20 protein-coding genes are annotated in these 16,800 nt (G+C 45.0%); 9 read left to right on the top strand and 11 right to left on the bottom strand.

What is annotated here, in order from left to right:
• Nucleotides 1-450: Hsp20/alpha crystallin family protein (locus tag HG1285_RS06885; RefSeq protein WP_008288027.1), on the top strand; the 450-nt coding region annotated here is incomplete at its 5' end.
• Here HG1285_RS06885 and murA read toward each other — a convergent pair.
• The 4 genes from murA to hemA are packed head-to-tail and all read right to left on the bottom strand — an operon-like array spanning nt 443 to nt 3,338.
• Nucleotides 443-1,729 (bottom strand): UDP-N-acetylglucosamine 1-carboxyvinyltransferase, encoded by a 1,287-nt coding sequence (gene murA / locus HG1285_RS06880; protein WP_032496766.1) that lies wholly within the window; start codon nt 1,727-1,729, stop codon nt 443-445. The genes HG1285_RS06885 and murA overlap by 8 nt on opposite strands.
• Nucleotides 1,701-1,874 carry a hypothetical protein gene (locus tag HG1285_RS19725; RefSeq protein ID WP_008288029.1) on the bottom strand — a complete coding sequence of 58 codons (174 nt, stop codon included), beginning with the start codon at nt 1,872-1,874 and terminating at the stop codon, nt 1,701-1,703. The genes murA and HG1285_RS19725 overlap by 29 nt, the downstream gene beginning before the upstream one ends.
• Complete coding sequence (locus HG1285_RS06875; RefSeq protein ID WP_032496767.1) at nt 1,871-2,170, bottom strand: Lrp/AsnC ligand binding domain-containing protein; 300 nt, start codon at nt 2,168-2,170, stop codon at nt 1,871-1,873. Before HG1285_RS06875 ends, HG1285_RS19725 begins: the two co-directional genes overlap by 4 nt.
• A complete protein-coding gene (hemA, locus tag HG1285_RS06870) occupies nt 2,115-3,338 on the bottom strand; it encodes a glutamyl-tRNA reductase (RefSeq protein WP_008288031.1) in 1,224 nt (407 codons plus the stop codon). The genes HG1285_RS06875 and hemA overlap by 56 nt, the downstream gene beginning before the upstream one ends.
• 61 nt (nt 3,339-3,399) lie before the next feature.
• Here hemA and HG1285_RS06865 point away from each other — a divergent pair, with 61 nt between their 5' ends.
• Nucleotides 3,400-4,023 (top strand): hypothetical protein, encoded by a 624-nt coding sequence (locus HG1285_RS06865; protein ID WP_008288032.1) that lies wholly within the window; start codon nt 3,400-3,402, stop codon nt 4,021-4,023.
• Here HG1285_RS06865 and HG1285_RS06860 read toward each other — a convergent pair.
• From HG1285_RS06860 to HG1285_RS06835, 6 genes are read right to left on the bottom strand one after another with little or no spacing between them, the layout of a single operon-like run.
• On the bottom strand, nt 3,986-4,834 hold the full coding sequence (locus tag HG1285_RS06860) for a shikimate dehydrogenase (protein WP_008288033.1): 849 nt from the start codon (nt 4,832-4,834) through the stop codon (nt 3,986-3,988). The two genes, HG1285_RS06865 and HG1285_RS06860, sit on opposite strands and share 38 nt — an antisense overlap.
• Nucleotides 4,831-5,082 carry a NifU family protein gene (locus tag HG1285_RS06855; protein ID WP_008288034.1) on the bottom strand — a complete coding sequence of 84 codons (252 nt, stop codon included), beginning with the start codon at nt 5,080-5,082 and terminating at the stop codon, nt 4,831-4,833. Before HG1285_RS06855 ends, HG1285_RS06860 begins: the two co-directional genes overlap by 4 nt.
• The gene (locus HG1285_RS06850; protein ID WP_008288035.1) at nt 5,082-5,327 is read right to left on the bottom strand and encodes a DUF1858 domain-containing protein; all 246 of its coding nucleotides are present in this window, start codon (nt 5,325-5,327) and stop codon (nt 5,082-5,084) included. Before HG1285_RS06850 ends, HG1285_RS06855 begins: the two co-directional genes overlap by 1 nt.
• Nucleotides 5,324-5,578: a sulfurtransferase TusA family protein gene (locus HG1285_RS06845; RefSeq protein WP_008288036.1), complete on the bottom strand. Its 255-nt coding sequence runs from the start codon at nt 5,576-5,578 to the stop codon at nt 5,324-5,326. The genes HG1285_RS06850 and HG1285_RS06845 overlap by 4 nt, the downstream gene beginning before the upstream one ends.
• Nucleotides 5,575-6,621: a hypothetical protein gene (locus tag HG1285_RS06840; protein ID WP_008288037.1), complete on the bottom strand. Its 1,047-nt coding sequence runs from the start codon at nt 6,619-6,621 to the stop codon at nt 5,575-5,577. The genes HG1285_RS06845 and HG1285_RS06840 overlap by 4 nt, the downstream gene beginning before the upstream one ends.
• Nucleotide 6,622: 1 nt before the next feature.
• Nucleotides 6,623-7,090: an iron-sulfur cluster assembly scaffold protein gene (locus tag HG1285_RS06835; protein ID WP_008288038.1), complete on the bottom strand. Its 468-nt coding sequence runs from the start codon at nt 7,088-7,090 to the stop codon at nt 6,623-6,625.
• A gap of 133 nt (nt 7,091-7,223) precedes the next feature.
• On the opposite strand from HG1285_RS06835, the gene HG1285_RS06830 reads away from it, so the two are divergent.
• From HG1285_RS06830 to HG1285_RS06800, 7 genes are read left to right on the top strand one after another with little or no spacing between them, the layout of a single operon-like run.
• Nucleotides 7,224-7,874: a response regulator transcription factor gene (locus HG1285_RS06830; protein WP_008288039.1), complete on the top strand. Its 651-nt coding sequence runs from the start codon at nt 7,224-7,226 to the stop codon at nt 7,872-7,874.
• Nucleotides 7,864-8,799 carry a HAMP domain-containing histidine kinase gene (locus tag HG1285_RS06825; RefSeq protein ID WP_008288040.1) on the top strand — a complete coding sequence of 312 codons (936 nt, stop codon included), beginning with the start codon at nt 7,864-7,866 and terminating at the stop codon, nt 8,797-8,799. The genes HG1285_RS06830 and HG1285_RS06825 overlap by 11 nt, the downstream gene beginning before the upstream one ends.
• Before the next feature lie 48 nt (nt 8,800-8,847).
• Nucleotides 8,848-12,741: a PilC/PilY family type IV pilus protein gene (locus HG1285_RS06820; RefSeq protein ID WP_008288041.1), complete on the top strand. Its 3,894-nt coding sequence runs from the start codon at nt 8,848-8,850 to the stop codon at nt 12,739-12,741.
• Nucleotides 12,726-13,166: a prepilin-type N-terminal cleavage/methylation domain-containing protein gene (locus HG1285_RS06815; protein WP_032496769.1), complete on the top strand. Its 441-nt coding sequence runs from the start codon at nt 12,726-12,728 to the stop codon at nt 13,164-13,166. The genes HG1285_RS06820 and HG1285_RS06815 overlap by 16 nt, the downstream gene beginning before the upstream one ends.
• Nucleotides 13,144-13,584, top strand: a complete 441-nt coding sequence (locus tag HG1285_RS06810) for a hypothetical protein (RefSeq protein ID WP_008288043.1) — start codon at nt 13,144-13,146, stop codon at nt 13,582-13,584. The genes HG1285_RS06815 and HG1285_RS06810 overlap by 23 nt, the downstream gene beginning before the upstream one ends.
• Nucleotides 13,585-13,586: 2 nt before the next feature.
• Nucleotides 13,587-14,555: a prepilin-type N-terminal cleavage/methylation domain-containing protein gene (locus tag HG1285_RS06805; RefSeq protein ID WP_008288044.1), complete on the top strand. Its 969-nt coding sequence runs from the start codon at nt 13,587-13,589 to the stop codon at nt 14,553-14,555.
• Nucleotides 14,556-14,557: 2 nt separating this feature from the next.
• Nucleotides 14,558-14,965, top strand: a complete 408-nt coding sequence (locus HG1285_RS06800) for a hypothetical protein (RefSeq protein ID WP_008288045.1) — start codon at nt 14,558-14,560, stop codon at nt 14,963-14,965.
• A 10-nt stretch (nt 14,966-14,975) separates the two neighbouring features.
• Here HG1285_RS06800 and HG1285_RS06795 read toward each other — a convergent pair whose 3' ends face one another.
• The gene (locus HG1285_RS06795) at nt 14,976-16,694 is read right to left on the bottom strand and encodes a pilus assembly protein (protein ID WP_032496770.1); all 1,719 of its coding nucleotides are present in this window, start codon (nt 16,692-16,694) and stop codon (nt 14,976-14,978) included.
• Between the last annotated feature and the right edge of the window lie 106 nt (nt 16,695-16,800).

Below are 16,800 nucleotides of genomic sequence, written 5' to 3' on the forward strand. Positions count from 1 at the left end.
GTAAAGGAGGTGGAAGCGATGAGGAGAGGGTTAGCTGTATGGACACCCTTTGCGGAGCTTGAAAGGATCAGGAGAGAGTTTGATAGGCTTTTAGAGGACGTATTCCCGGCAGGGGATAAGGAGCAGATACTTGCGCCACCGGTTGACGTTTACGAAACCGACTCCGAGGTGGTGGTAAAGGCTGAACTCCCCGGCGTAAAGAAGGAGGACATTGACATCACGATTAAGGAAAACGCTGTTCACCTGAAAGCTGAGAGGAAGGAAGAGAGAGAGGAGAAGACGGAGAACGTTTACAGGGTAGAGAGGTTCTACGGAACAATAGAGAGGATAGTTCCCCTGCCCACGGAGGTTAAGCCCGAAGAGGCTAAAGCCGAATACAAGGACGGAGTCCTGGAGATAAGGATTCCCAAAGTGAAGGTCTCTAAAGAGGCTAAAGTTCAGGTCAGCTAACGAGAGAGGGGAGCCTTTCAACGGAGGCTCCCAGCTCCCTTAACTTCTTTTCAAGCCTTTCGTAACCTCTATCAAGGTGGTGTATGTCCCTTATGACAGTTGTGCCACGGGCTACCAGCCCGGCAAGAACGAGGGATGCAGAGGCTCGCAGGTCGGTGGATATGACCTCCGCTCCGGTCAGTTCCCTTACCCCCTCTATGTGAGCCGACCTGCCCCTCACCTCTATATTAGCTCCCATCTTCTTCAGCTCGTAAACGTGCTGAAACCTGTTTTCAAATATGCTCTCGTATATCATAGACCTACCCTCTGTCACCGAGAGCATAACCATGAATTGAGCCTGCATGTCGGTGGGAAATCCGGGGTACTCTTCGGTGATTATCTCAAGGGGCTTGAGTTCTCCCACCTTTACGACCCTGAGCCTGTCGGCACCGAGCCTTTCAACCCTTGCCCCCGCTTCCTCCAGCTTACCTATTACCGCACCGAGGTGTTCCGGCAGCACGTTCTCCAGCTCAACCTCACCGCCGGTCAGCAGTGATGCCACCATGAGGGTTCCCGCCTCAATCCTGTCGGGTATTACCCTGTGGTGAAAGCCCTTCAGCTCCTCAGAGCCCTCAACTACGGCAGTCCTGCCCTCTATCTCTATACTTGCCCCCATCTTCCTGAGGACTTCCACGAGGTCTATAACCTCCGGTTCAAGGGCTATGTTCTTCAGGATGCTCCTCCCCTCAACACCGCTCAGGTATAGGAGGGCATTCTCCGTTCCAGTAACCGTCACGAGTTCAAACTCAAACTCTGCAGGCTTCTTTCTCTCCACCTCTATGTTGACGTATCCGTCCTTAACGAGAACCTGAGCACCCGCGCTAACAAAGAACTTCAGGTGTTGGTCTATAGGTCTTGCACCTATTGAGCACCCACCGGGCAGAGCTACCCGTGCCCTTCCGAACCTTGCGAGGAGAGGTCCCATGCTCAGGACTGAAGCCCTCATCTTCTTGACGATGCTCTCCGGGGTTTCGTACCTGTCTATACCCGAAGGGTCTATAAGAACCCTCCCGTTCAGCCTGTCTCCCTCCGCACCGAGGAGGTGTATAAGCTCACAGGCGTTCTTCACATCAAGGAGGTCGGGGACGTCCTCTATCACGCAGGTCTCTTTCGTGAGTATAGTTGAGAAGATTATGGGAAGGCTGGCGTTCTTAGCTCCGGATACTCTTACCCTTCCCTTTAGGGTCGCTCCTCCCTCTATGAGGAAGGCATCAGAGGAATATGAGGTGGTGTTCATCATCCTTTGGAATTATTATCTTAACAATATCGCCCTTCCTGTCGTAAAAGAGCAGTATCCCCTCGTCCTCCTCCTGGGAATGAATGGGTTCGTTTGAGTAGATGACGATTATCCTGTCCTCTTCCTCAATCACCCTCGGGTAGGTCATATCCTCACCACCACGCAGGTAAGGGCTTCCCTAACACCTTCAAGGGAGTGTATCTTGTTTATCACGAGCCTTCCCAGCTCGTCCTGATTGGGAACTTCAACGAAGACTATTATGTCGTAGGGTCCGGTGACCACGTCGGCCGTCTTGACGCCTTCAAAGGTTGAGAGTGCGAGCATTATTGAGGGTATCTCTCTCGGGTCTGCCTTTATGAGGACGTACGCCCTTATGGCGTTCTCCCCCTCAAGCTCCATCAGCTCTGTTATAGACATAGGATAAACTTTCTCTTCCGTTGACATCCTTTACCTCCTCGTTGAATATCCTGAATATTATAGATGCTGCATCTGGATTTCTCTTCATTTCCCTGATAGCTCTGAAGACGAGCCTCCGCATGTAGGGGTTTTCCCTCTCCATTTCCCTCGTTTTCTCCTTGAGTTTGAGTATGAACGGCTCTATCTTCAGACTCTCCATCCAGTTCATAAACTTCTTAACCTCGTCCCAGAGGATTATCTCTCCCCTCTTTGCCTCCCTCAGTCTGTCCTTGAGGTTGCTCTCCACGACCTCCCTGAGGTCGTCTATATCGTAAAGGAAGACCTCGTCTATGCTGCCGACGGAGGGCTCTATGTTCCTGGGCACGGATATGTCTATCAGAAACATGGGTTCGTAATTTCTGCGCTTCATAGCCCTCTTGATGAGTTCCTCAGTGAGGACGTACCTGTCGGCGCCCGTTGAGACTATGACTATGTCCATGTTAGGCAGGAAGTCCTCAAGCTCTTCAAAGCGGAGAGCGTTGCCACCGAGCTCCTGGGAAAGTTTTAAAGCTCTCTCATAGGTTCTGTTCGTTATGAAGACCTGACAGCCTATCCTCTTGAGGTAGTTAGCGGCGAGCTCTCCCATCTCTCCCGCACCCACAAGGAGGACTTTAGCCTTCTTCAGGTCTCCGAATATCTTCTTGGCAAGCTCAACGGCTGCGTAGCTCACGGATACGGCGTTCCTGCTTATACCCGTCTCCAGCCTGACCCTCTTGGAAGCCCTCAGGGCTTTTTCAAAGAGCCTGTTGAGTATCTTCCCGGTGGTTCCAAGCTCACGGGCTATGCCGAAGGACTCCTTGAACTGGGCGACTATCTGGGGTTCCCCCACCACCATGGAGTCAAGGCTTGAGGCGACCTTGAAGACGTGAAACACAGCCTCCTCTCCCCTGCGTAAGAATATGTGTTTCCTTGCTTCCTTGAGTCCTTTTTCTTCCAAAAATAAAGAGAGAAGTAAGTCAACGTTCTCTTCCATCGTGGAGTATGCGTATATCTCAACCCTGTTGCAGGTGGATAGTATGCAGAGCTCCTCCACGCCCGAGCGGGTCTTCAACAAAGGGAGCAGGGTTCTTATCTCCTCTGGGTTGCATGCCAGCCCTTCCCTCACCTCAACCGGGGCCGTTTTAAAGTTAACCCCGAGGGCGTATATGTCTCCCATCACACTTTAAATTATATTCCCCGAACCTTACCTTTGTCATAATGGGTTAAAATACAGCCTTATGAGGGGAGTTTACCTTTTAGTTCTGGTATTAATATTCCTTACAGGGTGCGCCTCAACCACGAAGACGCCCATACACAAGATAATCAATTCGGACATAGTCAGGACGAAGGTAGTTCTCTTGGAGAGGGACAACGTGGAGTTCGCCTATCAGAAGGCTGCAGTTAGAGCCTTTGAGGCGGAGCTCCTTAAAAAGCCCGTGACCTTCGCTATAAGGAGCACCTTCAGCGGCAAGGAGATAGATTTCGTCCTCATAACGCGTAAGGAAGTTCAGAAGATACCCGCCGAAATACCCCAGGAGATAGTCAGGATAGGGGAAGAATCGGACATAAACACACTCATAGTCCTTGAGCCCCTGAAGGTAAACTTCTCAGAGGGGTCTTCCAAAAGAGGGGAAGAGTTCTGCGTGACGAGGAGGGCTGAAGTTCTTATAGGAGCGAAGGTCTTTGAAACCAAAACAGGTAACCTCATATTCGGTGGAGTTTACGAGGGAAAGGCTAAAGCCCGTCAGTGCTCCAAGGGTATAAGGAGAACCGACGAGCTACCCTCAAAGGATGCCCTTATCCTTAAGGCTCTTAGGAGGGCTGCTATAAAGTTCGCTGGGGAGTTCTGGAGCTCTCTATAGGGTATCCGTAGTCCTTGAGAGATAGCTCCATGATCTTTACGGGGGGCTCACACCCTGTCCATATCCTAAAGCTCTCCGCACCCTGATACACCAGCATAGGAAACCCCGTGACGTACTTGCACCCCTTTCCCTTAGCCGCCTTGATGAGGGGGGTCTCTCTGTAGATTATGTCTATTACGACCTGTTCTCCCCTCAGGAGGTCGTAGTTGAACAGGGGAGGGTCTCCCTCTTTAAGACCCACGCTCGTCGTATTGACCACGACCTGGCATTCTGCAAGGGCGTCTTCCAGGTCATCAACCACATCGGCGTTGAAATCACGGGAAAGTTTAAGGGCTTTCTCCTTCGTCCTGTTCCAGAGGAAGACCTCCGCCTTAGCTCTATTGAGGGCGTAAAGCACTGCACGGGAAGCGCCGCCAGCCCCCAGGACTAAAACCTTCCTGCCTTCCAGAGTCGTCACGAGCTCCGCCGACCTCAGAAAGCCGAGCCAATCTGTGTTGTAAGCCTCTATTGAGCCGTCCCTGAAGAGGAGGGTATTCGCTGCCCCTATCTTCTTGACCTCCTCGCTCAGAGAGTCGGAGAACTCAAGCACCGCTTCCTTATGGGGTACAGTGACGTTAAGCCCCTTGAAGTTTTCCATGACCTTTAGCCCGTTTATCAGGTCTCCGAGCCCCTCGGGGCTGATCTCTATTGGTATGTAAACGGCCTCAAGTCCGAGATGTCTGAAGGCTGCATTCTGAAAGACGGGAGAGAGAGAATGCCTTACGGGGTAGCCGACAACTCCGTATATCTCGGCTGAACCCTTCAGGTTCATGAAAGCTCTATCTTGGAGGGTAGTATCTCAACCTTCCTGACCCAGTTGAGGTTACCCTTCAGGGCTATGTCCACCACGTTCTTAAGAGAGACGTCAACCACGGGACAGTCAGAGCAACCTCCCACAAACTGGAGATATACAACGCCGTCCTCAATGTTAACTATCTTGAGGCTTCCCTGATGGTCCTTGAGAGCGGGTCTTATCTTCTCAAGAACCTTCTCAACCTCGTCAAACTCTCTCTTTACCATCACAGTTCCTCCAGCTTTTTATTATAAAGAGACTGAATTTCTCTTACCACGCTCCCGAACTCCTCCTCCCCAACGCCTGCAAGCCTTAAAAAGCCCTTAAGGGAAAGCTTGTCAACAACCACGTCCTCAATATCAAGCTCAACTATCTTGCTGTAGCCGTGCTCCTTAAGTATATCCCTCGCCTCGGGGAACAGCTCAAAGAGCTCCTTCAGAAGTATGTCGTCGGTGATCTTAATGGTCGTCATGTCAGCTCCTTTACCTTCTTCACAAATAGATGATACTCTCCATCCTCCTCGTACATGCCGAGAAATTCCTGACCCGTGGAGTTACACCACGCGGGTATGTCTTCAACCACGCCCGGGTCGTCAGCTATCAGCTCAAGAACCTGTCCTATTTCCATCTCCTTTACCTGCTTTGCGGTTTCGGCTATGGGCACGGGACAGTAAGTCCCAGTCACGTCGTGGACGACGTCCGGTTTTATCTCGTCAACCTTCATCTCACCGCTCCTTCTTTGTTGTATACCTTAAATTGTTCTATCACTTCATCTTCCAGGGGTTTACCCCTGAGCACTATAGTTCTATCTCCGAGCTTCATCTCTATATCACATTCTTCCCTCTTAGAGTACCTCGCTATGATGTCCGCTATAATCTGGAGCTCCTCCTCGGGGGGGTAACCCTTTATAAGGGCGAACGTCCCCCTGCCATCCCTCCTGTAGGCATGGCTGTATCTGTTCTTGAAACCCTTCAGGAAGTTTACCTCTCCCTCGTTTCTTGCAATTATCATCTTCACTCCCGAAGGGAGTCTTATATGGCGTCCCACGGAGAACAGTATGAGGTCGTCCCGCGTTATACTGCCTTCGGTCGCAAAGGCTTCTCTAAACCTGAAAGCGTAGTTCTCATCGGTTAGGTAACAGCACCCTCCTGCAGGTTGTTCGTACTCCTCTATGCCGAACCTTTTAGCGAGCTCCATCTGCACCTTTCTACCCCTTCCCATTATCCCGTAGAGCTTATCCCTGTCAACCCAGCCCTTTATTTCGGGGATCGTGGGAGGCAGTCTCTTCGCAGATAGAGGTCTAAGTATGTAGCCCTCAAGCCCTGATTCCTTCTCTATGAGCTTAAGTCTGTCCGGTGTCTGACTCATGGGTCTCTGATAGAGAACCTCGCCGGTTATTACGAAGTGGTAGCCCTCCCTTTCCATTATCTCCTTTGCCTTCTTGAGCATGAATATCCTGCAATCTATGCAAGGATTCACATTCTTCCCGTACCCGAACTTAGGGTTCAAGACAATATTGTAGTAGTCCTCAGATATGTCAACTATATCCAGGGGAACTCCGAGCTGGGCTGCCGCCTTTAACGCAGGATTGACGTACTGCCGCCCGTCCTTCTTCGTGAGACCAAGGCGCCTCTTATGCTCCGTTATGCAGAAGCCTGTGTAGAAGTGAAGCGCCTTGACCTCTACCCCCTGCTCCTGAAGTATGCGGACGGCTAAGCTACTGTCAAGCCCTCCACTCAGAAGAGCGACAGCCCGTACCCTTTCCATCTTATGTGCTGAGGAACTCAAATTCGCCCTGTTCCTCCTCTTCCTCTTCTTCGTAACAGTCAGGTATCTTGGCAGCTTCCTCTTCCCTGCCCTGCTTCATCAGGTAATCCTTTATGGCAACGTGAAGTGTCTCAAGACCAAGGTTGGTGCAGTGTATCTTCTGGGGAGGTAGCCCCCCGAGTTCATCAAATATGTCCTTGTAAGTAAGGTTCAGGGCGTAGTTTATGTCCTTTCCCTTTATCATCTCGGTGAGCTGGGAGCTGACAGCTATGGCGGAACCACAACCGAAGGTCTTAAACCTGACGTCCTCTATCACATCGTTCTCGGGATTCACCTTTATGGTAAAGAGCATAGCGTCCCCACATGCAGGGTTACCACACTGCCCCACACCGTTAGCATCTTCAAGAACACCAACGTTTCTGGGGTTCAGGAAGTGGTCAAGTACTTTCTCATTGTATTCAAAGCTCATTTCAGCACCTCCTTAGGCTTTAGATTTTACAGATATTAATATCTGTTTGCACAGGCACTCAGTTATGATAGAGGTCAAGTGGTAAAGGCTTATACCACGGAGTTTAAGGGGTATATTAGAATTTTAAGGGGAGATGAGGGTTTTACTTATAGAGGACGACCCCGTCCTCGGGGAAAGCCTCAAGGAGTTCCTTGAGAGGGAGGGCTGTGAAGTAAGGTGGATACAGGACGACAGGGAATTTTACGATCCCACAGTTGCCGAAGCCTACGATGTGGTCGTGTTAGACCTGATGCTGAGGTTTGGAAGTGGTGAGGACATACTTAGGAAAATCCGCGATTATGGAATTGATACTCCCGTATTGATACTAACCGCAAAAAGGTCTATGCGAGACAAAGAAGTTTGCTTTGGCTTGGGAGCTGACGATTATCTAACTAAACCCTTTGACCCAAAGGAGCTCATGCTCAGGATAAAAGCACTCCTTAGAAGAGTTCAAAACAAGAAAATTGTAAAGATCGGTGACACGGAGATACACCTTGAAAGACTTGTTCTAAAGAAGGGTAACATTGAAATAAAGCTTACAAAGACAGCGTGGGAATTACTATTGCTCTTACTGAAAAATAAAGGTAAAGTAGTTAGCAACGAAACCATACTCAATTGTATATGGGAAGATAGACCTGTCGGAACTGAAGTAGTGAGGGCATACATAAAGGAGTTAAGAAAAGTGTTACCACCGGGATCAATTAAGACCTTTAGAGGCATAGGGTATATGCTGGATGAAGTCTGAAATTAAGATATTCATAACCACGCTTTTAGTCATTATCCTATCGTTATCGGCTATTAATGTTATTGGGATACTTTTTTTAAAAAAAACAATAAGACAGTTCATTTACGACAATGCGTATTGTTATATCAGCATCCCCAGACATATGCCCGATTACGTGCAGGTTTCAAATGAACTCATAATTGATGCAAAGAGCAAGACGCTGATCACGAAATTTGGAGACAGGTACATATACATTAACGAAACCGCTCTAAACGAGCGTATCTACAAAACAGTAATGCCGGTACTTATATGGGAAGCACTCCTTATCTTTGTAACCATGTATGCCTTCCAGATACTTGTCCTTAAGAACGTGAACGCAGAAAGGGAAAGGCGGGAATTAACAGAAGTAATGCTTTTAGCTATAACCCATAAGCTTGGAAACTTCTTAGCCTCTGTAAGGTTAAATTTGTCCATATTAGCTTCCAAATACAAAGACCCCCCAATTGAGAGGCTATTACGAAGCACAGAAGATATATCTTACAGTTACCAGAAGACTGTAAATACATTAAATTTACTTAACTATGCCAGCCTGTCTAAGGAAAAAATAGACATAAAGAGCTTAATACAGGACGCAATACTTACAAAGTACACAGATAAAGTTATACTAACGCTGGGGAGAGTCGGACATATACACTCTAACAAACAATATCTTGAAATATTGTTGTCCAATTTGGTTGAAAACGCAATAAAGTATTCGGAAAAATTTGTGCACATTAAGGTTTGTTACCATAAGGGTAAAACTTACATATTTATAAGAAATGACATATCCGATGTTGAGGGTGGTTCTGGACTTGGGTTGCGAATATCAAAGTACATAGCACAGAGGCTCGGCATAAAGATGCGACTCCGAGTTAAAAGGACTTTCCTGGTTGTGCTTGAGTTTTGATATCCTGGTTTCACGAAAATTTCACGTGCATGTGCGAGTATTTTTAACATGAGGGGATTAAACGTAGTCCTAATTTATACACTTCTTGCCTTAGGAGTATCCTTCGGTTTAACCCAAAAGGAGATCATGCAGAGGTACTGTAGCGTGCCCCCTTACGTGGAGATAGCCTCTAAACCAAACATTATCATAGTTATGGACTACTCAGGTAGTATGCAGCTGCCTGCTCACTTTAGCTGTGGGTGGGATAGTTTCGGTGGGACAAGGGTAGCTGCCTGTGATGATACAAACACTGACTATGAAACCAAGAACTATGATCAGACGGATTCTAATGGAAACTATATATGGTACTACGGCTACTTCAACCCCCGTAAGTACTACAGGTACAACTCAACAGGTGGATACTGGGAAGAGAACAACAGCTGCACATATACAGACAACGTTGGTGGGGCTGATTGTGTATCGGGCAGCCTGTTGAACTGGATATCCATGTCAAGGTACGACGTTGCATTAAAAGCCCTTACAGGGGGAAAAGCGGAATTCAAAGATGAGCCTCCTATTGGTCAGACCGGATCAGAAGACTTCTATCTGTTAAAGCCAAGAGGAGCTTACAGAAGGATTCAGGAAAATACTCTTGGGTGTAGGTTTTATATAAGGCCCAATAACTACTTAAGCATAAATACTGCATCGGAGCTTAATAACAACGATATGCAGATAACTATAAGTAATGTAAGCGATACAAATAAATGCAAGGTGGGTGAAATAATAGACGCATGGCTTAGGGTTAAGGTATCAGTTGACGAGAAGAAAGGAATATTACAAAAGAATGCCGATATAGCTGATTATGCTTTAATAGTTTACTCTGCCAGTGGTATAAGTGAATTTAACAGAAGAGGGGAAATAAGGTTCGGTTTCCACGAATATAGGGCAAAGGATCCTTTAGATGCAATGGATGACTTGGCTTCAAGACTGGAAAATGAGGTTCCATGGGGAGCGACACCAACGGGTCCTGCACTGTGTGAAACTATTGACTATATAGCCCAAGACGATTCTTATGGGGGGGATAACTGTACTTCAAATTATGAAAGCAACACTGGTTACATAAATAAGGGTTCTGAAGTAGACCCCTTCTGGGATACCAAGTTTGGTGAGCTGTCGCCCTGTAAACAAAACGTTGTTATCCTTATATCCGATGGGTATTGGAACAACGGCAATGATCCAGACAGAACTGCCAGGTATATGCACATAAACGACCTCAGGAGTGATTTGGGGGGAAGACAATCAGTTGATATATTTACCCTCTTTGCATTCTCTAATAGCGGAAATGGTAAGAACTCTATGCAAACCGTAGCAGCTGCAGGTTCTTTCTTAGACGAAGATGGAGACAACAATCCTTACGATGTAAACGTGAGCAGCGATAGTAGAGACATATCTTTCCCCAGGCCCAACTGTGACCCAGATGGGACTTACGACAACAGGTGTAAAGAATGGGACAAAGACAAAGATGGCATACCCGACTATTTCTACTCTGCCGAGAGCGGTGAAGAGTTTGAAAAAGCCCTGGCAGACATACTTGCGTCAATAGTTAAGTACAACTACTCCGGAGGTTCCTTGGGTGTTCTTGCAGAGAGGAGTAAAGGAGGGAACCTCGTTGCCAAGTACAGGGGACTGGTTATAGGACAGGCTCTATTTTACACACGAAAAAATGGTGTGGACTGGACAGGCAAGCTGTTCGGGTACTGGCTCTATCTACAAGACCTAACCCTGAGGGAGGATAGCGATAACAACTTCATACTGAACAAAACAAAGGATAAAATACTGGAGTTTAAACTTAACGATAAGCTGGAACTAAATATAGATGTATTCAACGTGACCGACTACGGAGAGAAAGACACCCTGTTTAATACATATAAAGACCCGGAAGATGTAAACTACCTGTTTGAGTTCGGTGAAGAGCTTTGGAAGACCGATGCTTCAAATAGAGTTATATACTTTCCCGACCTTAACTGCGATGTTAATACAAATCCTACCTGTTTGAAGGAATTTTCAAGCACAAATGCTGATGAGTTTGTAAAAAACGAAGGTGGTTATACATTAGCACTATTGGGCTTACCTGATCCTTGCATACCGCAAAGTGCAAGTGATACCGTATGCACCAATTGGCAGAGTGCCACGTCCGGTGTGGATATGTTCAATAGCCTGATAGACACGTGTTTAAATAGCAACAACGATTACTCAACAATGATTGACTACATAAGAGGGGTGGATCCAGGAAATGGGCTTAGAAGCAAGACAGTAAACACAAAAACTTGGAAACTTGGAGACATTATGTTTTCAACACCCATATTTGTCCAATACCCAAACACGAGTGTGGTTTACGTGGGAGCGAACGATGGTATGCTCCATGCCTTTGAAGTAGGCTCGCTGACCACCGAAAATATAGACTTCCTTAGCGGGGACATAGTTAAACTTGTGACTAATGACAACACAGGCAAAGAGCTGTGGGCGTTTGTGCCTTACAACTTAGTACCCTATTTAAGGTTCCTATCTGATAATTTCTACTGCCATCTCTACTATGTTGATCTTACTCCTTATCTGTACAAAGATGGAAATAGATTATACCTTATAGGTGGTTACAGGCTTGGAGCGGCAACCGGAGGAACAGGGAGCAGTGATGTAAATCCACCGTTCTGGAGCTGCCCCTCTGAAGGGGTTAATGACTTAAAGGATATATGTGCTAATACTTGTAATCTAACAACGGAATGCAGCAACTTTGATAGCTTAAATAACTCTCCCTGTTATGGGCTGTCTGGTTACTTTATGCTTGATATAACAGACCCAAAGGATCCGATCTTTATGTGGGAGTTTACAGACCCTAAACTTGGCTTTGCATATTCAGGTCCGGGAATAATAAAGAAATCAAATAATACCTATGTAATGTTTGCCTCTGGACCTACGGATCACAAAGGGGGTTCAACTCAAAACCTCACTATATTTATATTGGACTTATACACAGGTAGTTTGACCCGCACCATTGACACCTTCACCTCAAGCCAGGCAGGTAGTGGTACCGGCAGCCAAATAAACAATGCATTCGGAGGCAGACTATTTACAGAAGGCATAGATATAGACGGGGACGGTTATACAGATTACATAGCATTTGGTTATGCAGAACAAAGTGGTAGCCAGTGGGGTGGTGGGCTGATATTCGGTGATGTGCGAGATTCAGATCCTAAAAAATGGAAATTCACAAAATACTTTGAGAGCGAAAATGCTCCTATAACTGCAAAGGTTGAGTCTATGAAGTGCTTTAACAATTATTACTTATTCTTCGGTTCAGGGAAATGGTTCTCAAAGCTTGATGATAACATTAAGAGCCAGCAAAACCATATATACGGTGTGGCATTAAAGTGTGACGCCAACGGGTGTAAACCAAACGCAAACTTCGCGTCAAATTCATCTTCTGCCTGCACAACGAACCCATCACCCCAAAGTTGGAAGATAGCGTTAGAAGAGGCTACAAGCTCATACCTTAGAGAGAAGGTAATAACCGACCCTGTGGTCATGGAGGACTTCAATGTAGTCCTCTTTACTTCCACGCGCCCCTTGAATAACAGCTGTAAGTTTGGAGGTAAGACAAGAATATGGGCACTGAACTGTGCAACGGGACAAGCTCTCAATGATACTTGTGATGCTTATCCGTTAAATACGAGTAAAATCAAGGGAAAGATTATCCTCCCGCTCTCAGGTGGAGACATAAAGACAATAGACATAACCAAGCTGGGCAACGCTTCCTCTGAGGAATTTATTGGAACGCCTCCAGAAACGGCACCACCAGTCATAGGAGGAGGAGGAAATAAAAATAATGGAGGTGGAGGTGGAAATGGAAGTGGAGGTGGAGGCGGTAGTGGAAAAGGTAAAATACTTTTATGGATAGAAAAATGAAAGGGATAACTCTTATTGAACTTATCGTAGTGATTGCTATTCTTGCAATAATATTAGGTATTTCTATACCTAACTTTAATAAGTGGAGAAAAAGAATAAGTGTAGAGGGTGACGTTAAAAAAATATATTCATTTATTCAACTTAAAAGGAAAGAGGCATTTGTTAAAAGACAATCTTATGTGATAGAGGCAAGTGGCAAACAGGTTTGTTCTAAAATTGGCAATGTTATAGATAAATGTATTGAACTGGCTAACAATTTTAGTGGGCAAATGGAAATAACAAGCAAAGGTGTGATAAAAAACACTAGCCAAAACCGAACCATAAGTTTAGATGATGATATAGACTCAGATTACGACTGTGTTAAAGGTCATTTAGTTAGAGTTAAGATGGGGAAAATGGAAAATGGAGAATGTAAAGTTAAATAGAGGTTTCACTATAGTAGAAACTCTGGTAGGAACGTTTATATTTGTTGTGGTTTTGCTTGGCTTGCTAAATGGCTTAATGGTTGCGAAAATGGTTGACACCAGGAATCTTCTCATTGTTGAGGCTAAAACCGTTGCTCAGGAGTGTTTAGAAAGCTTAAGGGGTAAAATGTTAGATCTAAATTTAGAACTGGATTGTAATGTTTCACAGGTAATAAATGTAAGTGTACCCTGTACAAACAACGCTGGAGCAAACTTATATAAAGTTGCAATTAGAGATTCTAAACACACATTCAAAATAATTTGGGATCTTATACCCGTAGATGAGTCTATTGGATTATATCAAGTAGATGTGTTAGTTTGCTGGGACTTTATAGGTAAACAGTATCTGTACAGACTAAAGTCTGTGATTGAGTATTAGTCATGAATAGTAGAGGTGTAACTTTAATTGAGCTTCTTGTAGGCATTGTCATAACATTGCTCATTTTGGGGGCGATATATCAAACTTATATCAATCTATTCAAAGGTTTTAAGGTGTCCTCAGAAACTGCTGAGTCTCAGATAGAAACGGATATAGCACTAGAGATTATGAGAATTGATATTGAACATGCTGGTTATGGTATTGGGGCTAACGAGCTTAAGCTCCCTATTGAATGGGACAGCACAAACAGTTCCTTAACATTGAGGAGCGTATTAAATCTCACGCGAGAGCTGTATTCTCCATGGATTTTGGTCAAATGTGATTCCAGTTCATGTAGCGTAGTATTAAATCCTGACAATGTAGATGTTTACAATTCAAATTTTGTTTTCATAAATGCAGATTCTGAGAATTTTACAGTCAACGGTAATATTGCAAGTCTTAACTCTGCAGCAAGCCCAGGTTCATACATTGGAGTTATGTATGAAGATTTACCCAATGGGTGCTCTTCTCAAGTTTGTTATGAAATAACTTACGAGCTTACCAATGATACATTGCCTACATGTCATCCAAGTACACGGAACTTAAAACGCAAGGTTGATAATGGTCCAGGTGTTAGTGTGCTTCATTGTGTTTCCGATTTCAAAGTTACTTTTGACATAGATACAAATGGAGATGGAGTTATAGATAGTTATAATGCTCTTTTTGAAGATTTAGATTCAGATGGAAATGGTGTGGATAGAAACGAGGTTTTTTATCAGATAAAGAAGGTTAACGTTTATATACTAGCCCACGAAGGCACTAAGGATAGGAACTTCTCATTTACAAATTACACATCATGCTCTACAGATGTTTCTGCTAAGTGTGTCAGTATTGGAAACCAAGAATTGAAATTGCCTTTATCTGATTTTGAAAATTACAGATGGCGTACTATCAAGCTATCTGTTAAACCCATGAACTTGGGAGGTAAGTAGGCTTGAAATCACAGAACGGAATAGCTTTTGTATCCGCTGTCATTTTAAGCTTCGTGGCTATGAGCTTCATAGCTGCACTTATGTATATTATTACTCAAAGTGTGCAGATATCTGGCACTACTAAAAAGTATGTATCATCTCTTGAAGTGGCAAAAGGTATAGCTGATTACATTATAGCCCATGTAAGACAAGAACCTGTAGCCCTTACATGTAACAATCTGCCTTGTTCTACTACAAATAACAATATCGACATTGTAGGTGTTGTGTTGCCCGATTATATTGTAACAGCTAAATTTCTGGGAGAATCTTCAGGCTTGAACTCCATAATCTATGCATTTAGGATAGAAGTCTCAAGAAAGGGAAGCACAGATAAGGCTGTAATTGAATTTATATACAAGAAAGAGCTTTAAAATTATAAAATTATTCTGTTATAATAGAAGGGGTTATGAATATAAGTAGTTCTATATCTTGTATATGCTTGCTTTCTTGACCAAATAGCCACTTAAGTATGGGTACTCTCACAAGACCTGCAACACCCTCTTTCGTGTTTCTATTCAGTGAATCTATAATGCCACCTATAACTATAGTATCACCGTTGTTAACTATAACCTTGGTGCTAACTTGCTTTTTGATTATAGTAGGTCCTATGGGAGTTTGAACACCAGGAATTTCTTGCTTAAGCTCCATATCAAGTAGTATCCTTCCATCGGGGGATATTATCGGAAGTACATTAAGCTCCAGAACAGCTTCTTTAAACTGAATACTTGGCACAGAACTTCCCCCCGCTATAACAGCTGTCTGGTATGGGATTTCCTGACCCTGCTTTATCACCGCATTCTGCCCATTTATAGTAACTATAGTAGGTTTAGCAAGACTCTTGATTTTTCCAAGTCTCTCAAAAGCAGACAATCTCAAATTTAGTGCGTTTAGAGCGCCCTTAGCGTACGTAAACGTCAGTATGCCTCCCGGGGTCGCACTCAAACTGGGTGTTATAGCTCCTGCCTGACCAACTCCAAGGTTTACACCAGCTCCACCCGACCAGCTCTGCTGAACCTTCGCGTTTGAAAGAAGGGCACTCCAGTTTATCCCAAGCTCCCGCACGACCTCTTTCCTGACCTCAAGTATGCGCGCCTCTATCTTCACCTGCGGTGGCACGTCGCTTATGTACTCACTGAACTGCTCTTTTATCTTTTCTATAATTTCAGGGTAGTCCGTTAGCATCACCGCGTTGAACTCTTTCAGGATTGGCGTTACCTTCTCCTTTGCCTGAGCCTGCTGACCCTGACCCTGGGCAGTTTCAATCTTTACAGCCCCTCCCGTAAGCACGAGCCCTGCCTCAGACCTTATAGGTTCTATCATCTTTATGAATTCCGCCGGGCTTATATACCTCAGATAGAATATCTCTGTGACAGGCTTCCGTGCAGCGGGGGAGGTTACCAGAAACTCCTTTAAAACTTCTTCGTACTTCTTGATCCTCTCGGTCGTGTCTGTTATAACGAGAGCGTTAAAGGTTGGAGCTTTGGTTATAAGGGTCTCCTTTGATATATGGGGCGCAAGCAACTGCTCAGCATCGTCTATGTTTATCGTTTTAAGGTAGAACACCTTAGTAACCACAGCCTCGGGGCGTTCTTCTATACCTATAGCCTTCTCGGCAAGGAGCTTGTCAATGTATTTCTTTAAAGTCTTCTCAAGCTTTTTAATGTTCTTCTCGCTGTCTCGCACATACAGAGTCTTAAGGGTCTTATCTATAACTATCTCCGCCGATGCGCTAACCCTTCTCTTGAGGAGCTCTATTATCTTCTCTATGTCAGACTCATCAAGCTCTCCTATGCTTATCTCAAGCTCTCCAGCTCTGGTTATCTTGTAAATATCATCGTTTACGGGAACAGCTATAAGCCCATACTCTTTAAGGATGAGATTGAACGCTTCATTAACACTGAGAGGTTTCTGTATGTATATATTCACGTCTGTTTTAAGTAAGTCCTTTATATTCGGGTCTATTATCACGTTTTTCTTCACGACCTTAGCGAGGGCTTTTACCACTGTGTCAAGCTTAACGCCCTCAAACTTCATCTCCTCAATAGTCTGTGAGATTGAAAGGGAAAATATCATAAGTAGCAATACTAATAACCTTTTCATTTCTTCTTCCCTCCCTTCTTGAGGACTTCCTCAGGCTCATACTCCGTTCTTATAAGCTTCACTGTGCCACCCCTGCCTTCAACCACTATGTACCTCTCCTGCACGC

The organism is Hydrogenivirga sp. 128-5-R1-1 (assembly GCF_000171895.1).

Excerpts from the sequence above, each read along its gene's own strand:
- murA (WP_032496766.1), bottom strand. The coding sequence starts at position 1,729 with ATGATGAACACCACCTCATATTCCTCTGATGCCTTCCTCATAGAGGGA.
- HG1285_RS19725 (WP_008288029.1), bottom strand. The coding sequence starts at position 1,874 with ATGACCTACCCGAGGGTGATTGAGGAAGAGGACAGGATAATCGTCATC.
- HG1285_RS06875 (WP_032496767.1), bottom strand. The coding sequence starts at position 2,170 with ATGTCAACGGAAGAGAAAGTTTATCCTATGTCTATAACAGAGCTGATG.
- hemA (WP_008288031.1), bottom strand. The coding sequence starts at position 3,338 with ATGGGAGACATATACGCCCTCGGGGTTAACTTTAAAACGGCCCCGGTT.
- HG1285_RS06865 (WP_008288032.1), top strand. The coding sequence starts at position 3,400 with ATGAGGGGAGTTTACCTTTTAGTTCTGGTATTAATATTCCTTACAGGG.
- HG1285_RS06860 (WP_008288033.1), bottom strand. The coding sequence starts at position 4,834 with ATGAACCTGAAGGGTTCAGCCGAGATATACGGAGTTGTCGGCTACCCC.
- HG1285_RS06855 (WP_008288034.1), bottom strand. The coding sequence starts at position 5,082 with ATGGTAAAGAGAGAGTTTGACGAGGTTGAGAAGGTTCTTGAGAAGATA.
- HG1285_RS06850 (WP_008288035.1), bottom strand. The coding sequence starts at position 5,327 with ATGACGACCATTAAGATCACCGACGACATACTTCTGAAGGAGCTCTTT.
- HG1285_RS06845 (WP_008288036.1), bottom strand. The coding sequence starts at position 5,578 with ATGAAGGTTGACGAGATAAAACCGGACGTCGTCCACGACGTGACTGGG.
- HG1285_RS06840 (WP_008288037.1), bottom strand. The coding sequence starts at position 6,621 with ATGGAAAGGGTACGGGCTGTCGCTCTTCTGAGTGGAGGGCTTGACAGT.
- HG1285_RS06835 (WP_008288038.1), bottom strand. The coding sequence starts at position 7,090 with ATGAGCTTTGAATACAATGAGAAAGTACTTGACCACTTCCTGAACCCC.
- HG1285_RS06830 (WP_008288039.1), top strand. The coding sequence starts at position 7,224 with ATGAGGGTTTTACTTATAGAGGACGACCCCGTCCTCGGGGAAAGCCTC.
- HG1285_RS06825 (WP_008288040.1), top strand. The coding sequence starts at position 7,864 with ATGAAGTCTGAAATTAAGATATTCATAACCACGCTTTTAGTCATTATC.
- HG1285_RS06820 (WP_008288041.1), top strand. The coding sequence starts at position 8,848 with ATGAGGGGATTAAACGTAGTCCTAATTTATACACTTCTTGCCTTAGGA.
- HG1285_RS06815 (WP_032496769.1), top strand. The coding sequence starts at position 12,726 with ATGGATAGAAAAATGAAAGGGATAACTCTTATTGAACTTATCGTAGTG.
- HG1285_RS06810 (WP_008288043.1), top strand. The coding sequence starts at position 13,144 with ATGGAGAATGTAAAGTTAAATAGAGGTTTCACTATAGTAGAAACTCTG.
- HG1285_RS06805 (WP_008288044.1), top strand. The coding sequence starts at position 13,587 with ATGAATAGTAGAGGTGTAACTTTAATTGAGCTTCTTGTAGGCATTGTC.
- HG1285_RS06795 (WP_032496770.1), bottom strand. The coding sequence starts at position 16,694 with ATGAAAAGGTTATTAGTATTGCTACTTATGATATTTTCCCTTTCAATC.